This window comes from Pseudomonas sp. B21-040 (genome assembly GCF_024748695.1).
GTDB lineage: Bacteria > Pseudomonadota > Gammaproteobacteria > Pseudomonadales > Pseudomonadaceae > Aquipseudomonas.
This window is the reverse complement of sequence record NZ_CP087176.1, coordinates 5,388,825-5,406,845: the sequence shown is the minus strand read 5'-3', so window position 1 is coordinate 5,406,845 and position 18,021 is coordinate 5,388,825. Positions and strand designations below refer to the sequence as shown.

The 18,021-nt window shown below is 58.5% G+C and carries 14 protein-coding genes; 10 read left to right on the top strand and 4 right to left on the bottom strand.

Annotated elements, in window-relative coordinates; translation table 11 throughout:
- Positions 1 to 125: 125 nt before the first annotated feature.
- A complete protein-coding gene (locus LOY55_RS24715; protein WP_223524101.1) occupies positions 126 to 1,508 on the bottom strand; it encodes a carbohydrate porin in 1,383 nt (460 codons plus the stop codon).
- A gap of 39 nt (positions 1,509 to 1,547) precedes the next feature.
- Between LOY55_RS24715 and LOY55_RS24710 the strand changes: the two genes are divergently transcribed.
- From LOY55_RS24710 to LOY55_RS24700, 3 genes are all read left to right on the top strand, one after another.
- Positions 1,548 to 1,706, top strand: coding sequence for a hypothetical protein (locus LOY55_RS24710; RefSeq protein WP_158283918.1), 159 nt, complete (start codon positions 1,548 to 1,550; stop codon positions 1,704 to 1,706).
- A gap of 93 nt (positions 1,707 to 1,799) precedes the next feature.
- A complete protein-coding gene (locus LOY55_RS24705) occupies positions 1,800 to 2,030 on the top strand; it encodes a VF530 family DNA-binding protein (RefSeq protein WP_046026590.1) in 231 nt (76 codons plus the stop codon).
- A gap of 2 nt (positions 2,031 to 2,032) precedes the next feature.
- A complete protein-coding gene (locus tag LOY55_RS24700; protein ID WP_109784997.1) occupies positions 2,033 to 2,707 on the top strand; it encodes a Pr6Pr family membrane protein in 675 nt (224 codons plus the stop codon).
- A 69-nt stretch (positions 2,708 to 2,776) separates the two neighbouring features.
- Here the strand turns inward: LOY55_RS24700 and LOY55_RS24695 are convergent, their stop codons facing one another.
- Complete coding sequence (locus LOY55_RS24695) at positions 2,777 to 3,562, bottom strand: siderophore-interacting protein (protein WP_223524104.1); 786 nt, start codon at positions 3,560 to 3,562, stop codon at positions 2,777 to 2,779.
- Positions 3,559 to 4,137, bottom strand: a complete 579-nt coding sequence (locus LOY55_RS24690) for a PadR family transcriptional regulator (RefSeq protein ID WP_046026587.1) — start codon at positions 4,135 to 4,137, stop codon at positions 3,559 to 3,561. Before LOY55_RS24690 ends, LOY55_RS24695 begins: the two co-directional genes overlap by 4 nt.
- A 489-nt stretch (positions 4,138 to 4,626) precedes the next feature.
- Here LOY55_RS24690 and LOY55_RS24685 point away from each other — a divergent pair, with 489 nt between their 5' ends.
- The 7 genes from LOY55_RS24685 (at position 4,627) to LOY55_RS24655 (ending at position 12,879) form a co-directional block, all read left to right on the top strand.
- On the top strand, positions 4,627 to 5,112 hold the full coding sequence (locus LOY55_RS24685; RefSeq protein WP_046026586.1) for a CS1 type fimbrial major subunit: 486 nt from the start codon (positions 4,627 to 4,629) through the stop codon (positions 5,110 to 5,112).
- Between the two features lie 112 nt (positions 5,113 to 5,224).
- Positions 5,225 to 7,747 (top strand): TcfC E-set like domain-containing protein, encoded by a 2,523-nt coding sequence (locus LOY55_RS24680; RefSeq protein WP_223524106.1) that lies wholly within the window; start codon positions 5,225 to 5,227, stop codon positions 7,745 to 7,747.
- Positions 7,748 to 7,787: 40 nt separating this feature from the next.
- Positions 7,788 to 8,528 (top strand): pilus assembly protein, encoded by a 741-nt coding sequence (locus tag LOY55_RS24675; protein ID WP_109785000.1) that lies wholly within the window; start codon positions 7,788 to 7,790, stop codon positions 8,526 to 8,528.
- A 9-nt stretch (positions 8,529 to 8,537) separates the two neighbouring features.
- Positions 8,538 to 9,035: a CS1 type fimbrial major subunit gene (locus LOY55_RS24670; protein WP_371916699.1), complete on the top strand. Its 498-nt coding sequence runs from the start codon at positions 8,538 to 8,540 to the stop codon at positions 9,033 to 9,035.
- 10 nt (positions 9,036 to 9,045) lie between these two features.
- Entirely contained in the window at positions 9,046 to 10,314 is a 1,269-nt protein-coding gene (locus LOY55_RS24665; RefSeq protein WP_223524109.1) for a hypothetical protein, read from the top strand.
- 48 nt (positions 10,315 to 10,362) lie between these two features.
- Positions 10,363 to 11,622, top strand: a complete 1,260-nt coding sequence (locus tag LOY55_RS24660) for a hypothetical protein (protein WP_258667048.1) — start codon at positions 10,363 to 10,365, stop codon at positions 11,620 to 11,622.
- Positions 11,623 to 11,661: 39 nt separating this feature from the next.
- Positions 11,662 to 12,879, top strand: coding sequence for a hypothetical protein (locus LOY55_RS24655; protein WP_258667047.1), 1,218 nt, complete (start codon positions 11,662 to 11,664; stop codon positions 12,877 to 12,879).
- A gap of 48 nt (positions 12,880 to 12,927) precedes the next feature.
- On the opposite strand, the gene LOY55_RS24650 is transcribed toward LOY55_RS24655, so the two are convergent.
- Positions 12,928 to 17,958 (bottom strand): NEL-type E3 ubiquitin ligase domain-containing protein, encoded by a 5,031-nt coding sequence (locus LOY55_RS24650; protein ID WP_258667045.1) that lies wholly within the window; start codon positions 17,956 to 17,958, stop codon positions 12,928 to 12,930.
- Between the last annotated feature and the right edge of the window lie 63 nt (positions 17,959 to 18,021).

Sequence of the window (18,021 nt, the reverse complement as noted above, 5' to 3'; positions counted from 1 at the left end):
TCAGGTGTTGCAACCTTTTAGGAGCAGAGCTTGCTCGCGATGACGGAGTGTCAGTTGACATTGATGCGGTCTGACACACCGCCATCGCGAGCAAGCTCTGCTCCTACAAGGTTTTGGGGTGTTGTTTAGAACGACGACTGGATCTTGATCCCGCCAATCAGCGCGTCATCGACGTTATCCACACCACCGGGATGGCGGATGTATTGCAGGTTCGGGCGCACGGTCAGCCAGTTCGTCACATGCACGCCGTAATAGAGTTCGGCGCTGTATTCGGTGTCCTGCGGCGGCAAGAAGGCCGGGTCGTCATAGTCGAAGACGGCATGCGCCTGATTGGTGGCTTCAGCGTTTTTGCGATAGGCCGGGTTGACGTGGACGCGGGCCAGCGCGAAGCCGATGTCGTCCTTGGCGCGCGCATCGAACAGGCCTTTGTAGACGACGCCCGCCTGCACATAGTTGTCGATGGCATTGGTCTTCTTGTCGTGCATCGTGCCGTTGGCGAACACGTTCAAACCACGGCTGTGATCGCTGGCGACGCTGGTGATTTGCTGCTGAATACCCAGCCATACGCCGTGCTTGCTCGATGCGCTGCGGTAAGCCTCGCCGCTCAGGGCGGCGGGCTGGCCGTTGCTGTCTTTGTAGACGTCGGTGGCGCTGGCGCTGCTGTAGTAATAACCGGCGCGGTATTCGCCCGGCAGGCCGTTGAGCGTTGGCGACCACACCAGTTCCACGGGCACGATTGCGCCCTGGGTGCCGCTGCCACTGAGCTTGAAGCCGTTGTCGCGATCGAGGTTCGACGGGTTTTGCTCATAGGCGCCAATCTGCGCGTACAACTGCGGCGTCAGGTGATATTTGACCCGCATCGCCCATTGGCTGACGGGCCAGTTGTACCAGATGCTGCCGGCCCAGTTACCGACCTGGGAGCCACAGAACGCCAGGTTCTGGAAGTCGCAGGGGAAGCTGTTGAAGTCTTCGCCTTCACCAAAGCGGCCGGCCTTGATGTCGAGTTTTTGGTCGAAGAACTTCTGCTGATACCACATCTGCGTCAGGCGCCAGGTTTGCCCACGGCCCCAGACTTCCTGAGCCGAGGTGAATCCCTCCACGCGAGGGTCGTTGATGCGGTCGTTGCTGATGTTATTGCCGCTGCGTTCGGTGATGGTCAGCTGAAATTCGGCATCGTTCCAGCCCAGGATTTTCTGCAAATCCAGGTGCGTGCCGAGGCCAAACTGGTCGCTGTAGCGCGCGGTGCGGTCATGGTCGTAGCCACCGTGCAGGTTACTGCCCATTTCACCGGTGTAATCGACTTTGAAGTCGTAGCCTTTTTCCGAAAGTTCGGTGCGCGTGCCGTTCCAGTCACCCAGCATCCAGGGGGAGTCGCTATCGAAGGCGGGCGCTGCCTGGGTGCAGGTGGCGAGGCCCAGGGCGGTGAATCCGCCGATCAGGCGCAGGGCTTTTCGGTGGGCAACAGGCAGTGAGACAGCGCTGTCTCGCGAAGTGTGGAAATCAGGCATAGAGAGAGAATTCTTGATCTTTTTCTAGGAAAGTTACGGATGGCAGCAGGCGTAAAGCAGGTAGCGGAAGCGTTTCAGCTTGGCGGCCGCAAGGATAATGTTCTGTTACAAATAGAGAAAGGGCTTTTCCTGACATGCAGCATTTCAGATTCGGTAACAGTGCCGGGCGGCGATCTTTTCAAGGTCACCTACATTTAAGGGACAAGCGATAGCGCACAGAGCGCTTCCACCCGACCACACCCTCGGCTAAGGTGCGCGGCTTCCCATCCTTTCACCGCTTGAAGGCCCGGCATGACCGAACAGAACAACAACCCGCTGCACGGCGTGACGCTGGAGCAAATCCTCAACGTCCTGGTTGAACATTACGAATGGTCGGGGCTGGCTGAGCGCATTGATATCCGCTGTTTCAAGAGCGACCCGAGCATCAAGTCGAGCCTGACGTTCTTGCGCAAAACCCCGTGGGCGCGGGAGAAGGTCGAGCGCTTGTACGTAAAATTGATGCGCACCAAGCGACCAGTCTGACAATGGTTAACCAACCGACGCCGGGTTCTGCCACGAGGCGTCGTTTTGTCGCCGTGGCGGCGGTACTGGGGTGGCTGGGGCTGAGCATTCAGCTGTACCTGATTCTCTACTCACGCTGGAGCCTTGAAGCCAGTTTGATCGGTGGGCTGGTGAGTTTTTTCAGTTACTTCACGGTGCTGACCAACACGCTGGTGGCGACCGTATTGACCTGTGAGTGGACATCCCGCGAGTCAGCGACGCGACGCTGGTTTTTGCAGCCGTGGGTGAGCAGTGCGATTGTGGTGAGTATCGCCGTGGTCGGCCTGGCGTACAGCCTGCTGCTGCGCCATCTGTGGCATCCCGAAGGCTGGCAGTTTCTGGCCGACGAGCTGATGCACGACATCATGCCGCTGCTGTTTCTGGGCTATTGGTGGTTATGCGTGCCCAAGGGCACGTTACGTCTGAGGCACATCGCGTTGTGGTTGATCTATCCGTTGGTGTACTTCGTATCGGTGTTGTGGCGCGGTCACGTGTTGGCGGTTTATCCCTATCCGTTTGTAGACGTCGACAAGTTGGGTTATCCACAGGTGTTTTTGAATGCGGGTGGGTTGTTGGCAGGGTTTGTGTTGATTGCGCTGCTGGTGATCGGATTAGATCGGTGGCTTGGACGTCGTGCGAAGAGTCTGGATGTTCAGTGATTGGGCTATCGCCTTCGTCGGAGCGAGCCGGCTCCGGGCGGCGCTCCGACGAAGAGGGCTTAGAGCCGGTCACTCTTCGTCGCTGTCATCCAGCCGCCAGTAACCCACGGCTTTGACGAATTGCTCGTTCAGCCCATGCTCATCAAGCAGCACCCGCCGAATCTGCCGTGACACCTTGGTTTCGGTCGCCACCCACGCATACAGATTGCCGCCGGGCACGTGCAGTTGCTTCACGGTGGTCAGCAGATTGTCCTTGCCGCCTTCGCGCAGCACCCAGATCACATGGACCTGCGCGGCGCTTTCCAGACGTTGCTGCTCGGCGCCGTTCTCCACTTCCACAATCACCAGCGCCCGACGATTGGCTGCCAGGCCTTCGAGGCGACGGGCGATGGCGGGCAGGGCGGTTTCGTCACCGATCAGCAGGTAGCTGTCGAACATGTCCGGCACGATCATCGAGCCGCGTGGCCCGCCGATGTGCAGGAACTGACCGGGTTTGGCCTGCTCGGCCCAGGTCGAGGCAGGGCCGTCGCCGTGCAGTACGAAATCGATATCCAGTTCCAGCGCGTCGAGGTCATAACGACGTGGTGTGTAGTCGCGCATCGGCGGCATCGGCCCGTTGTTTTTGCCCGCGCCGAGCACCAGGGTTTCCAGCGCCGCGTGTTCCGCCGCGTTTTGCGGGAACAACAGTTTGACGTGGTCGTCGGTGCCGAGGCTGACGAAACCGGCCAGTTCCGGCCCGCCCAGGGTAATCCGGCGCATACGTGGCGTCAGGTCGACCACGCGCAACACCTCCAGACGACGGCGTTTGATCTCATGCATGACGCGGTGGATGGATTGCACGATCACTTCAGTCATTCGGCTTTCTCCCGGACAGGTGGAACGGCAGGGCCGTCGACAATGGCTTTGGCGGTGTTATTGAGCAGGTCGCGTACCCGCAGGATTTCTTCCGGGCTCCAGCGGCCGTGGTGCATCTGCAAGGCATGACGCAAGTTGTGCACGGCTTCGTGGATCTCGGCCGGGCGGTCATGCCCGCGCAGCGAGCGTTTGCTGACTTCGATGCGCATCCGCACGCCATCCAGTGCAATGGCTTGCTCGGTCAACGATAAACGTCCGGCGTCGGTGATGCTGTAGCGTTTTTTGCCGCCCTCGGCGTCGCCCAGAATCATTTCGCTTTCTTCAAGAAAAGTCAGGGTCGGGTAGATCACGCCGGGACTGGGGCTGTAGGCGCCGTCGAACATGCTTTCGATCTGGCGGATCAGGTCATAGCCGTGGCAGGGCTGTTCGGCGATCAGTGCCAACAGCAGCAATTTCAGGTCGCCGGGGGCAAACACACGGGGGCCACGGCCGCCGCGTTCTCGGCCAGGACCTGGGCGTTTTTCGAAGCCGTCGCGGCTGTCGTTGTGCTCTCGATGGGAATGATGGTCTCTCATTTTGTGTCTTCTCTGTCGTGTTTAGATACAACTTAAGATATATCTTATGAGAAATGCAAGGCACCAGGACGAGCGGTCGAAGACTGAGGCAGGGCGCTGCAAGCGCAAGAGGGCTGTGACGGTTGCTTCTTTAGAGTAGTTAGACTAATTAATAACAGTTCATTTCTTACCAATGGCTGTTAAAAAATAATAAGTAGTGCCGTTCTTACAGATATTTAATCATTCTTGTCTGTGTGTTTTTTTAGTTAAAACTGTGTGTAGTATCAGTCTGAGAGTCGAACAGCGTAATTGCTGTTTTTACGACTTTTTTCCTTCTGTTCGAATGCTCTTGTTACTACATGTTCTTCGGAAGTTACGTACTTACTTTCCCAAGAGATTGGTCGATCATGTTCCGGCGTCGAAAGTTAAGCCTCGTGATGAACTCGTACATGACGCTGGCTTGTTAGGACTGCTCTCGGCCCAATCCTTTGAAAAGACAGGTACTCAATAATGCTCAATAAGTTTGCAATCGCCGTCCCGATGACACTCTTGGCACTTGGTTCTTCGCTGGCGTTCGCTGCGGAAGAAGCGCGCACCTCCATCAACATCAGCGCCACCATTCCAACCCAGGTTTTCCACGCCCAACCGGTCAATCCGGACTTTGGTAAAGATGAGAAAATGACCTACAACCTGGTGACCGGTACTTTGAGCCCATTGCGTGCGACGTACGATATTCGGCACACCAATGGTTCGGTCGGCGCCTATGTGGAAGGAGGCCCGCAACCCCTGTTCAACGGTAGCAACAACATCGCACTGACCTATAAATTCAACGGCGTTACCCTGACCGGCGCTTCCCAGGAAGTCGTTGGCGATACCGAGTCCAACGGTGGCATGCGGGCTGATCTGGTGATTGACGCCGCTAAACCCACCGCCACTCAAACGGGTTTCTACACTGCCACTCCGGTGGTGATCTTCGATGCCATCCCGCGCATCTAGTAATACTGAGATGACTTAAGGGTTGTCCTTATTAAGTAACGCTCACCGGTCGATGGGTAGTCAGTATCCGTCGATCGGGTTTTAACGTAACTATCTCTAGAGTATTTCGCTCATGTTCCCGATGACTCACATCGCGACGGCGCTTGCCCTGTTTTTTTGTGCAACCGCTTTGGCTGCGCCTGCAGATAGCGCGTCTACGCCTCGAAGTCTGCTGGCGCAGGCCAAAGGTTTGCCGTCTGAGTTCGAAGAGCACTTCTTTGATGTGCCACTGGCGGTGCGCGTGGAACTTGACCAACAGTTTCTGGGTGAGGCGATGGTGGTGTTATCCCGCGACGATCGCATCACCTTAGTTGACTTCACCGATGTCAGCGATAGCACTATCAAGCCCAGCGAGCGCGAGACCTGGGCAAATTATCTCAAGCAAGGTGTCGCACTGGGAGGCTGCCAGTGGTCGTGCCCGGAGCAACTGCTGGCGGTGCATTACAGCCTGGAAAACTCACTGGTTTCGATCCTGACGCAAAACGCCGAACGCGACGAGACGGCGCAGCGCTACTACACGTTGCCCGAAGGCGGCAGCACCGGCCTGATCGTGCGCAATCAGTTGAACCTCAACGGCGGGCAGAACCAGGACCTGGGCGGGCGCTATGGTCTTGAAGCCAGCAGCAGCCTGGGCAACTGGACTCAGGCTGTGAATGTTCAGCTGTCCCGACTCGGCGGGATGGATGACGAGTTGTTTCACGCGGTGAATGAGCTGTACACCCAGCGAGAACTGGAAGGCAATTTTCTGCGACTGGGCCTTTTCACCCCTTCGTCCGAAGGGCTGAGTCGGCAACCGCGCACCTTTGGTACCAGCCCCGATACGGCGGTGGGGGTCATGTACGGCAGCTCCGACAGCCTGGCTATCAACAATCCGAAACCGGCGGTGTATCCGATCTACGTCACCGCCAACCGCCAGGGGTCGGTGGAAATCTATCGCGACGGTTTGCTGATCAATACCCAGGCGATGCCGGCCGGCTTGCAGACCCTCGATACCCGACCGTTACCGGGCGGGATCTACGAAGTGGAAGTGCGTCTGATCGAAGACGGTCAAATCACCTCCAGCACCCAAGAGCTGGTCTACAAGCCCAACAACTGGCGTAACCATGACGAGCGCTGGCGCTACAACCTGTTCGCGGGGCGCGAGTCCAAGGTGCTCAGTAACTGGGACGAGCAGGACGATGGCGACATGACCGCCGGCGCGGCGGTCAACTACTTGTTGCATCCGCGGGTGATCGTCGGCCTGAACGGGCGCCAGGTGCGTGACAGCTTGCAGTACGGCACGTCGGTCGACTGGGCCATCGTCAACAATGCCAGCCTCTACGCCAACATTTATCAAACCGAAGACTACGGCACCGGCCTCGACGTGCAGGGGCTGTATTCCTACGGCAGTGGCAGCGTCGTCGCCAGCCACAACCGCAGTTGGCTCGACACGACGCGGCTCTACGACACCTTGCCGGACGGAACGCGAGTGCGACAACGCAACGTGTTCGTTGGCCAGACCAGCAACTCTTCGTTGTCGCTCAACCATCGATTGACCAGCAAAACCTCGGTCAACGCGCGGGTGTCCCACAGCGAGGGCAATACCGAAGGCACGGGGGTGGATCTGGGATGGACCCAGCGCACCCGACTGTTCGGCAGCGATGCCAACTGGCGATTGTCACTGTTCGACCGGCCAGGCAGCGTGAGTTCGGGGGACGACCGCAATCGTGGCGTCGACCTGAGCGTCAACATTGCTTTGGGCGGTCCTGGCGAACAGCTCTCCGGCAGCATCGGCTCACGCACCGCGCGTGAGGGCGGGCGGGATAACAACGCCTCGATCACTTACCGCAAAGACCTGCAGGGGCACCTCTTGCAGAGCGTGTCGGCGACCGCCATCACCGACACCTATGGCATCGGTTTGAATGCGATGGGGACGATGCATTCGGACCTGGTCAACGGCGACGGGTTTGTCCAGCGTTCGTCTTTCAACAACGACTTCACCGGCGGCCTGAACCTGGACAGCACCGTGGCCGTCGGCGGCGAAAAAATGGTCGTGACCAGCCAGTACCACCGCAACGGTGCCGGGATGATCATCGATGTCGAATCGGACATCGCGGGCATCACCCTGCGCGCCGACGATTTGAGCGGCGGCAGTGCGGTACTCAAACCGGGTCGCAACTTTGTCCCCATCACGGCCTACAAAAGCAGTTCGGTCAGTTTCGACTTCGAGGGCAATCATGTGCCCGCCGCGACCATCCAGCCGGCGCGCTCCAGCTATCACCTGAACAAGGGCGGCGTGGAATATCGCCAGGTCCGCGTGATGAGCACCCTCACCGTACTCGGACGCTTGATCGACCCCCAGGGCAACCCGCTCAAGGGGCACCACATCATCAACCACGCCAGTCGCGGCGTGAGTGAAGTCGACGGCTTCTTCTCCATGGAAATGAACGCCGGCTCACCGACCCTGGAAGTGCGCCACGGCAATCAGTTGCTGTGCCAGTTCCGCCTCGACCCGAGCAGCGCTCGCACGGAAAACAACGTGCTGATGATCGGGGACCTGCGGTGCACACCGGACACATTGGCGGATGCGACTTTCATGGCCCGGACGGCGGGCTGATGGTCCGGCACAACGCGATTAATCAACGAGGTAAGGGACGATGAAACGTCTGTTGGCACTATTTGGTTTTTGTTTGTTCACCCAAACGGCACACGCTACGCCGAGCATCAATATCGGCACCGTCTACGACTATCTGGACGGCGATAAAAGTACCTACCTGAAGCGGGTTTTCAACGGCGGCGACAGCACTGCGTTCGTCAAGGTCAACATTCTTGAAATCCTCTATGACGCCCAGGGCAAATCACAGGAAGTACCGCTCAAGACCCAGGCCGACGGCAGTGCCCGCGACGGCCTGATGGCCAGCCCGGCGCGGCTGATCGTGCCGGCCAATGGCATGCAGGGCACGCGATTGCTGTACATGGGCGAACGGGACAAGGAGCGTTATTTCCGCGTGCGTTTCGTACCGGTGGTGCCGGAGAAAGAAGATGAGTTCGCCGTTTCCAGTGAAGAACGCGATGCCTACAAGAAAACCCTCTCGGCCGGGGTCAACGTCCTGGCCGGTTACGGCGCGGTGTTTTTCGTGCGGCCCAAGCACACGCGCTATGAAAGCGTGATTGAAAACGCGGCGGCTCTTTACCGCATTCGCAACAACGGCAACACGGTGGTGGTGATCGACGAGTTCAAGGACTGCTCGGTAAAAAACGAACAGGACTGCCAGCCGACGACCAAGCATCACATCCTCGCCGGCCGGACGTTTCAGTTTGAAAAACAGGCTGGTCGCGAGTACCGCTTCACCTTGGTTGAAGGTGAAAGCAGCAAAAAACTGGACGTAAAGGGTTGAGCCCGGGTGATGACTATGTTGAAAAAAATACTCCCCGTGCTCATCGGTGCATGGGTTTCGAGCACGGCGTTTGCCGCCAGGGAGTCCCACCATTTCGATGTGTTCGTGAGCATTCCAACGTTGGCGTTCTATGTGATTCCGTCTGACCCTGGCTGGATTCATCGTGAGCAGCAACTGCCATGGAACCTGACGGCATCGACACTGGGTGGTTTGCGCAAGTTTTTCGACGTGAAGAACGAAGCAGGCTCGATCGAGGCCCGGCTCGAAGGCCGACCCTATCTATCCAATGGCACCGAAGCCCATGACATCGGCTTACGCGTGCTGTTCAACGGCACATTGTTGAACGACGCGGAAAACAGCGAGGTGGTGTCCATGGCCGACGCCATTGCGGGCAAACGGGTGGTGCTGGAAATCGTCCCGGTGCCGCCGGCCGACGGGGTTTACAAGCCCGGCAATTATTTTGGCAACGTCAACATGATTTTCAATGCGGTCATGCCCGGTGGCTGAGTGATAGAAAATGAAAACGAAAAACACCGTAAGAGTTCCGAGCCTTATTGTTTGGGCAATTGCGACGCTTGGATGGGGGATCGAGCCGGTGATGAGTGCGTCCATGGATATCAGCGCGGTGTTTCGGCCTGATCCTTCGAGACCCATGGATAACAAGTTCATCAATCAAACGCCTGTTACCGGACATTGCCAGCTTCAACCGGAATTTTGCAAAGAGAAGGGGCTGTTTTCTCTACTGGCGCCCATTGATTTTGTGTCCGTCGCGCCCATCGAAGCGCGGCACTCAGATTCGCGTAAAGGTGCATTTTTTCGAGTGCCAGGTCAGTGGCAAGTGCTGCGTGTCAGGAACGCCGTGACTAATGAGTATTCCGAACTGGAAGTGCGCATAGCGTCGATTGGTGGCCGCTACATCCTTCCGGATACCGCTGAAAACCTTGTGGGTGAAGGCGAGCCCACCAGCGTTCAGGGGTGGCACACACGCTTATGGGGCGACTGGACATGGTATCCACCCGCTCCCTGCCAGCCGACGGGAGGTATGTACACCGCACCGGCCAATCGAACTTTTTTCTGGATGACACCGCTTGCGAGTGAATGCGCGGCAACCGCCAATTATCGTATTTCGAACTTGAGTTACGACAAGATGCAGATCGGCTATGAACTGCGTACGCCTAATCCTTTGGGCATGTCGTCCGGCCTGTATACCGGCGACTGGACGTATACCGTCGGTCCCGGAATGGATTTCGATATGGGTGACATCATGATGCCCAGCAGTTCAACCCTGACATTGAACTTCACGCTGGACGTCCAGCACACCCTCAAGGTTGACGTGCCGCCGGGCGGCAATCGCGTGGAACTGGTGCCCCAGGGGGGGTGGCAGTCCTGGTTGACGCAAGGGCGCAAACCGACGCGGCTGTTTCGCGACCAGACGTTCAATATTTCCGCCAGTTCGCGCTTCAAGATGCAGATGGAATGCCAGTACAGCCACGAGGGCCGCACGTGTGCAGTGCTGGAACCGGTTTCCGGACATTCCGTGCCGCTGAACGTCAGTGTCAGCCTGCCCCATGGGTTGACGGACGCCGATGGGCAAGCGGTGGATCGTCGCCCTCTGAGGCTCGACGGCAGCGGTACAACGTTGTTCCAGCCGGGATTTTACGTAGACCGCAAACCCGGAACACTGCACTTCGAAATCCCCGCCACGCAAGTGGGCGAAATGATTCATCCGGGTCAGGCACGGCAGTACTCAGGCAGTGTGACCGTGATCTGGGATTCGGACATTTAGACGCGCCATCACCCGATGCTGGTGCAAGTGATTTGTGGAGAAGAGACGATGGATGATTCAGCCCGGCAAGGACACCGGACGATAAAACGTGGCGTATGGACAGGGTTACTGGTTGTCGTTTTTTCTGTCCCGGCAGTGGCGGAAGTACACGATATCCGCGCGACATTCCAGCCGGATTCGGCGAACCCGCAAAAAAATCAATTCACTAATCAAACACTTTCCGAGGGATTTTGCGCTCAAGTTCCACAGGCCTGCGCGCCCTTGAAACTGTTCAGCCTTATCGCCCGCATTCCATTTACGGCCAATGCGCCAATCCTCGCCAATCATACGGACCCTCGCCAGGGCGGCATGGCCCGGGTGCCGTCCGACTGGCGCGATGTGTCCGTGACACACAGTTCGGGGGACGTCACAACGCTGCAGGTGCGGATTGCCGCGATTGGTCATGAATCGTTGCTACCGAGGTCCATTTCCGAATTGACGGGTGGCGGGACCTGGGACGATTTATGGGAAGGCGGGCGCTGGTTGTATGCGCCTGCACCCTGCGTAGGAGTGGGGTGGGGCACCGTCGGCAACTTTGGCTATAACAGCTTCTGGGTCGTCCCCGTCGGGGCGGGTGTTTGTAGCAAAAAGGCGAAGTTCGACATTCCTTTGTCCTTTCGTTATCAGTACATCGTTTTCGGGTACGAATTGCGTACGCCCGATCCGCTGAAAATGGCGTCGGGCGATTACACCGGCGTTATTTCCTACACGGTTGGCCCGGGCCAGGATTTCGACATGGGCGATGTCATGATTCCCAGTGACTCCGTGTTGACCCTTAACTTTTCCCTTGAGGTCAGCCATACCCTGAAAGTCGATGTACCGCCTGGGGGGAACCGCGTCGAACTGGTTCCCGAGGGCGGCTGGCAGTCCTGGTTGACGAAAGGGCGCAAACCGACTCGGCTGTTCCGGGACCAGACGTTCAATATTTCCGCCAGTTCGCGCTTCAAAATGAAGATGGAATGCCAGTACAGCCACGATGGCCGCACGTGTGGAGTGGTGGAGCCGGTTTCCGGACACGCCGTGCCGCTGAACGTCAGTGTCAGCCTGCCCCATGGGTTGACGGACGCAGCCGGGCAAGCAGTGGATCGCCGGCCGCTACGGATCGATGGCAGCGGTACGGCGTTATTCCAACCGGGGTTTTATGTGGACCGCAAACCGGGAACGCTGCACTTCGAAATCCCCGCCGCGGAAGTTGGCGAAATGATTCATCCGGGTCAGGCGCGGCAGTACTCAGGCAGTGTGGCGGTGATCTGGGATTCGGATGTTTAGATACTCGCGTTATACGCGGTGACAGGGAGTGTATGAAACATGAATAGGGCAACGACGGCGAGCCGCTTGAGTACGCTGGCTCTGGCAGGCGCGTTCGCTGCGTCGGCAAGCGCGGCAACCGTGGATATGACGGCGGTATTCCGGCCAGATCCGGCAAACCCCATGCAAAATTCTTTCGAAAACAAAACACCTCAAGGAGGGTATTGCGGGGATCACCCGGAGTATTGTGACAACGGCGTGTTCAGCATCGCCCTGCCCATTCGCTTCAGGTCGGTCGCACCTATCCAGGCGTTGCATGATGAACGCCAGGGCCCGATGTTTCGTGTGCCTTCATATTGGAAGGACATCACGGTTCTCCATGAAGAGACCGGAGAAGCCGAGACGGTCAGAATGCGGGTCAACGGTATTGGTGCGGCCTACACGAACAACGCCCCGCTTCCCGAAGCTGTTTGGCAAAGAGCGTGGGTTTACGCGCCAGCCCCCTGCCAATATGGTGGCGTTGGCTATGGTAACGCCCTGTATTACGCGTTCTTCTGGAGAGTACCGGCCGATGCAGGTGTGTGCGCCAAGCAGGCACAGAAGACAATTGCCGAGACCCTTTCGTTTGCTTATGAGAACACCGGGTTTTCCTATGAGCTAATCACGCCCAACCCGCTCAAGATGACGGCGGGTATCTACCGGGGCATATCGAGTTACACCGTCGGGCCGTACCGGGATTTCGACATGGGTGATCTCATGTTGCCTGACGATGATCTGATCACCCTCAATTTCACGTTGCTGGTCGAACACACGTTGAAAGTCGAGATTCCACCGGGCGGCAATCGCGTCGAACTGGTTCCGCAGGGGGGCTGGCAGGCCTGGCTGACTCAGGGGCGTAAGCCTGTGCGGCTGTTCCGTGACCAGACGTTTAACCTGTCGGCATCCAGCCGTTTCAAGATGAACCTGGAATGCCAGTACGTCAGCGGCAATACCTGCGCGTTGCGGGAACCGGCATCGGGGCACACGGTGGCGCTCGATGTCGGCGTGACCTTGCCCAACGGCCTGACCGACGGGACGGGCCAGCCGGTCAATCGTCGTCCACTGTTGCTCAACGGCAGTGGCACCGATCTTTTCCAGCCTGGCTTTTATCTGGATCGCAAGCCCGGCACCCTTCACTTTGAAGTGGGCTCGGAGGACGTGCAGGAAATGCTCAATCCGAGAACTGCCCGTAACTATTGGGGCCAGGTCACGGTCATTTGGGATTCAGAGGTGGGGTGATTGAATCCTGAGGCCCAAGGACCTCAGGACACTCAGGGTCCTGCTCGTTTACAGCCCGGCCTTGTTCAACGCCTCGCGAGTCAGGCGCCGGCTCAATTCCTTCTCCCGATAACCGATATCGTTGAGCAACCGGTCATAGGTGGCATCGGGCATGACACCTTCGTTCAACAGCTCGCTTTGTGCCACGGGAATTTGCTGCGCGAGGTCGAGCACTGTTTTTCTGAGCACTCTGCGCTGCGCATCGGGGTGGCCAATGGAGCGTGCCCAGTTCCGTTGAGCCGTGCGCAGTTGTTCCAGCAGGTCGGACTTGGTCGCATAAAAACGAGTGTTTCGGCTGTAAGCGTCCGAATAAGTCGCCCTCAGGTATTTGTCCCAGAACGGTTGCTCGATCATCGCGTTCACCAGCCCGTCTCCTTGCTCCAGTGAAATGACCGTGTCAAAAGCCTGTTCGAGCATGGCGTCGTCGACGCCGGCCGTGGGCCGGTAAAGCATGGTCCGGGATTGCCACGGCAAACCCAGGCGTTGGGCGAGCCCGGTTTCATAGGCCAGGAAGACCTCGACTTCATCCGGGGTGCCGGCACGGCTACGAAAATCGGCGCGGGCCACGTCGTCCACGTGTTCCAGGCGAGCGGCACCTTTGGCCAAGGTCACCAAGCGGTTTTCCAGCATCGTGGTCGATGTCGACAGGGCGTTCGCTTCGCTGGCAAGCACCTTGATCCCCATGTTGTTGAACACCTGAGCCCCTGCATCGGCGCAGGTGGTGGGCGCGGTCGCGATCTCGAACAGTTCCTGGCGAAGTTCGCTGTCCAGATCCATGGCCTCGATCATGCGCCAGACTCGGTTGCTGAGTTGTTGGCGCATCTCCCCACCGGCCCGATAGTCGCCGGACAGCGTCTGGCGCTGGATAATCTCGAAGAAGCCTTCGGCGTTCGGCTCGCCCATTAGCGCGTGCCAGGCTTCTTCTCTGAAGGTGCCCAGCCCGCCAGTCTTGTTCCACCAACGGCTGTCGTCGGACATCGGCCATTGATCGATGGCGCGCTCGGCAGCGGGTGAGTAAGTCTGGTAGGGGTTGCGCCCCACGGACCGTCGGTAGTCGTGATAGGCAATACGGTTCGCCTCCGACAGATCCCGTACGTTGAGCCGGGTACGCGCCACCAGCAGTGCGTCGTCGGAACCGGGTACGACGTCCGGTATCTGCGCCAGCGGGTTGTCCCTCAAGTCGAGGAAAAAACCTCGCGGCCGTTTTTTATTAAACAAGCCCTCGGGCCAGGCCTTCACCCCCGTGTGGCTCAAACTCAGGATGCCCAGTTTCGGCATGCGCCCCACGTCCGGCAGCAGGCCCAGTTGCGGGTTGTCATCAAGGCGCAGGGTTTCCAGGCGGGTGAGGTTGCTCAATTGTTCGACTGCGGTGGGTGTCAGCCTGATCTGGTTGTCGGTCAGACGCAGCGAGCGCAACAGGTGCATTTTGCCGACGCCATCCGGCAGCCGGGTCAGCCTGCAGCCTCTGGCGCTCAGTTGTGAAACCCGTGGAAAGTCTCGCAGCAGTCCATCGGCGGAGGCAGAAAACCCCGTGTGATCCAGGTTCAGGCTGCTGACCTGATCGAGGTAGTACTTGAGGTCGGGCCGTTTTTTCCACCACAGCTCAAGGTTGTATTGACTGAACTCTGTCGACAGATCCAGTGCGTAGCCTGCATCAAGGGTGGTGCTGCGCTCACCGAAGACGGTCGACTTCCTTTCGAAACATTTGATGAGGCGTTCGCTAATGTGCAGACCACCCTTGTCCCTGAAAGAATTTGCGCCGGGTCCCCAGCCTTCCGGTTGCTGATAGCGCCATTGATTAAGCAGCACGCGCAGATTGTCCAGGTCGCGTTCCAGGCGATCAAGCGTCGCCAGCGCCTCGTCAATCGGCCCCAGTGACCTGACGAAGCGGGTGGTCTCCCGCTCGCTAAAATGAGGGTACAAATCCTGCACCCGTTCCATCGGGGTCGTGCCGGCCCGGGACAGGGCGGGGCCGCGCAGCAGCAACTGGGTCTGCGGGGCGGCGCTGGGCAAGATCGGCGGTTCGAGCAACGCGGTGCGTCGTTCGCCGGGCGCCTCGGTTTTGGCTTTTACCCATTGTTTGAACATCCGCCCCTGGCCCGTGCGGTAACCCAATCGGGCTCGTGCCTGTGCCGGCAGTGCCCGGAGCACGGCGTCATAGAAGTTCTCGAACGGCACGGGGCTGGAGCCGCCGCTGACAGCGTAGCGTGCGAACTCGTCTCGAATCAGCAGCCGAACCGTCTTCGCCTCGTCACTGCCCACACGGCAGCGCAGTGGTCCGTCAGAGGTGCCGTCGCGGATGTCGATGCGCAAATCACCAAAGGTGTCGGCGTGGATCCTGAGCGCGTTCAGCACCAGGCGTTCGGTATCGGCTGTCAGCTGTGCGTCATCGAACAACCCGGCGTAAGCATGGCTGGCGCGTGCTTCGAAGGCCGCCTCGCGGGCCTCGCTTTTCAGCGTCAATGGCAAACTTCGCTCGGTGTCCATTCGTTGCACATCGATGCGGCTGGCGCCGGCCAGCAGTTTGTCGGCAGCGCTGACGGGCAGGTCTGGAAAGTGACGCGTCAGCAGGCGAAGACGAGGGTTGTCGACGGTTTGGCTGGCCTGGTACTGCAGGTTGAAAATCTCCACCTCCAGTTTGCGGGCTTCATCGGCCAACAGGTTGCGCAGGGTTTGCAGGCGCTCAGCGGCGGGCAGTGGGTGGCCGAACAGGTTGTTGAGTTCCGCTTCGTCAAGAAACGCAAGAAGGCTGTGCGCAAACTTGCCGCTCAGCACGTGAGCCACGCTGGTGGAAAGGGTTTGCCCAGGGCCGGCGTCGGGGTTGCCATACTGGCGAAAGCTGCCGCTCAAGTCGGCGTCCTGGTACACCTTCAATGCCTTGTCCACAGGCCAGCCCTCCAGGTACGTTGGCAGCGCCTCGAACCAATAGGACGTGGCGGAAAGCGGTTGGCCGGTCCGGATCTTTGCAATGGCGTGGGCCACGTCCCGGCCAATTCTGAAGCGTTGCAGGCTATCGCTCAGCAATGGCGGGGGCGGGGCATTGTCGACATGCATCCGGCGCAGGGCGTTGTCCTGGGTACCACTGATGCTGCGGATTTGCTCGAGTTGCGCATCGCTCAGGTCCGCCACGCTGTGCCCCAGACGACGCATCAAGGTCGAGCCTTCCCACTCGCGCGGATTCTCGGCTTCATGGCTCCAGGCGCCGACGCCGTTGTGTTTCAGCGCGGGTTGATAAGCGTCGGTGCGGCTCGGATGCTTGACGCGCCAGGTGCCCGTGCGTGGGTCCTGCTGCACGGCGTAGTGCTTGTTCTCCAGCGCCAGGATGCGTTGACCGTCGAGGGCGTGCAGACCTTGTTCGTCGGGGATTGAGTCGGCAGGCAACTTGAGGTTCGGTTGTTCGTACGGTGTGAGGTCGGGGTGCCACAGATACTGTCGGCCATCGGGCAATTGCACCGGTTTCATGCCTTCGACCAAGGGCGACAGTTTCAATCGTACAAGCTGGCCAATCTGTGCGCCGGCGGCAAAAGCCGCGAGCTGGATGACGTCCGTGACCACCCCGACGATATGCTCGGCGGCTTCGGTAAACTGCCCTTCGGCAAGGTCCACAATGGACGTGAGGACCTCGCTTGTGAGCTGGTACGCCGTATACACCATCATCAGTTCACCCAGGCCCGGCACGAACGGCGTGACGATCATCAGGGCCACGTTGAAAATGTCCGAAACGACTTTCTTGAAGTTGTCCCACCAGGCCCAGCGCGCGTTGCTGTCTGCGTCGGCGGTAGAGACAGCAATGTGCCGGGCGTCATTGAGGATCTTGTTAAGTTTTCGCTGGTAGAGACGGGGCCAGAAATCACCGGTGACCGGTGTGACGTCAATACGCAGATTGGGAGTGGATATGGGCTCCTCTCGCCACGTCGGACGCTGATCGAACGGCCCTTTTTTATGGATCTGCGTCTCGAACAGACGGGCCTGGAGGCCGGCAAAAAAATGCCCTCGCTGTGGCTGATCGACAAACTGGCTGAAGTACTGGCGATAGGTCATTTGCGACGACTCGATGAAGGCGTTGTCACGCAACTGGCGAGTCAGTTCATTCATGAAGTCGGTGACCGAGGCGTATTCCTTGAGCGGATGCTCGGGGTCATGGGGAACGTACGCAATGATCCTTGAGACATCGCTCGCCTGTTCCAGATCAGGCGATATCAGCACGATGCCGGTCAATGGCGTGTCCATGAGGGCCATCTCGGCGAATTGCACAATCTTGCCTTTGAGGGTGAGATTGCGCTGGCCATCGAGCATCGCAAGCACTAGATCACGGGTATCGGCGACGATGTCGCCAGTCATCACCGCCAGGTGTGTCGCGGCGATGAACGCGGCTTTCTGGTTGTCGACCACTTTGTGTTTCAGGTACGTCTTGGCGAGCGCATCGTCCGGCAACAAGGTGCTTTCAAGGTGCTTGGTGTACCGCGCGCCAATGTCCAGTTCCCGGCACAGGGTCTGGAATTGGGCAATGGACATTTTGCGTTTGATCGGCTTGATATCGAACAGCCCTCGCTCGTCGGGCTGGGTGATGAAATCGGAGGCCGCTTCGCAGGTTTCGTGTCGGGCGAAGTTATGCAATGCGGCGTCCAGTAGCGAAACATTGCGAACGACAACGCCCCCCGATAGGTTGATGGCGTACCAGGGACGCGCTTTGGGTAAATAAAGATGTAAGTAAGTTGTTCTTGTGTTGTCGTCGATCCCGTACTGCTCTTTTAAGGCGGCGCTTAATAAGGGTACGGCAAATGTATAAATATCCTGTAACTCATCAAGCATTAAGTCCACTTTGTTTTGTGATGCCCAAAGTTTCAGACTGGCCGCTTTCAATAAAGAATGACTGGACGGTGAAGCGGCGGATATCCAGTGCCCGCGGCCTGTGCGGGCAGCGCTTAGCGCCTTGATCCTCTGGGATGAAACTTCTTTGAGCGGGGCAGGGATTCGACTTGTTATAAAGTCATAATGGCGGCCTTTGTTTTTGGCAGTACGTCCTTGTGGGTCAGTCATTGTTTTAATAAACCTTAAACGTTGAAAGAAGGCTCCAGCCTACCCTCCAACGTTAAAAGTAAA

Coding starts and splice junctions, on each gene's coding strand:
- LOY55_RS24690 (WP_046026587.1), bottom strand. CDS start 4,137: ATGAGAGACCATCATTCCCATCGAGAGCACAACGACAGCCGCGACGGC.
- LOY55_RS24705 (WP_046026590.1), top strand. CDS start 1,800: ATGACCGAACAGAACAACAACCCGCTGCACGGCGTGACGCTGGAGCAA.
- LOY55_RS24715 (WP_223524101.1), bottom strand. CDS start 1,508: ATGCCTGATTTCCACACTTCGCGAGACAGCGCTGTCTCACTGCCTGTT.
- LOY55_RS24665 (WP_223524109.1), top strand. CDS start 9,046: ATGAAAACGAAAAACACCGTAAGAGTTCCGAGCCTTATTGTTTGGGCA.
- LOY55_RS24695 (WP_223524104.1), bottom strand. CDS start 3,562: ATGACTGAAGTGATCGTGCAATCCATCCACCGCGTCATGCATGAGATC.
- LOY55_RS24670 (WP_371916699.1), top strand. CDS start 8,538: ATGACTATGTTGAAAAAAATACTCCCCGTGCTCATCGGTGCATGGGTT.
- LOY55_RS24710 (WP_158283918.1), top strand. CDS start 1,548: ATGGCAGCAGGCGTAAAGCAGGTAGCGGAAGCGTTTCAGCTTGGCGGC.
- LOY55_RS24660 (WP_258667048.1), top strand. CDS start 10,363: ATGGATGATTCAGCCCGGCAAGGACACCGGACGATAAAACGTGGCGTA.
- LOY55_RS24655 (WP_258667047.1), top strand. CDS start 11,662: ATGAATAGGGCAACGACGGCGAGCCGCTTGAGTACGCTGGCTCTGGCA.
- LOY55_RS24700 (WP_109784997.1), top strand. CDS start 2,033: ATGGTTAACCAACCGACGCCGGGTTCTGCCACGAGGCGTCGTTTTGTC.
- LOY55_RS24685 (WP_046026586.1), top strand. CDS start 4,627: ATGCTCAATAAGTTTGCAATCGCCGTCCCGATGACACTCTTGGCACTT.
- LOY55_RS24675 (WP_109785000.1), top strand. CDS start 7,788: ATGAAACGTCTGTTGGCACTATTTGGTTTTTGTTTGTTCACCCAAACG.
- LOY55_RS24650 (WP_258667045.1), bottom strand. CDS start 17,958: ATGACTGACCCACAAGGACGTACTGCCAAAAACAAAGGCCGCCATTAT.
- LOY55_RS24680 (WP_223524106.1), top strand. CDS start 5,225: ATGTTCCCGATGACTCACATCGCGACGGCGCTTGCCCTGTTTTTTTGT.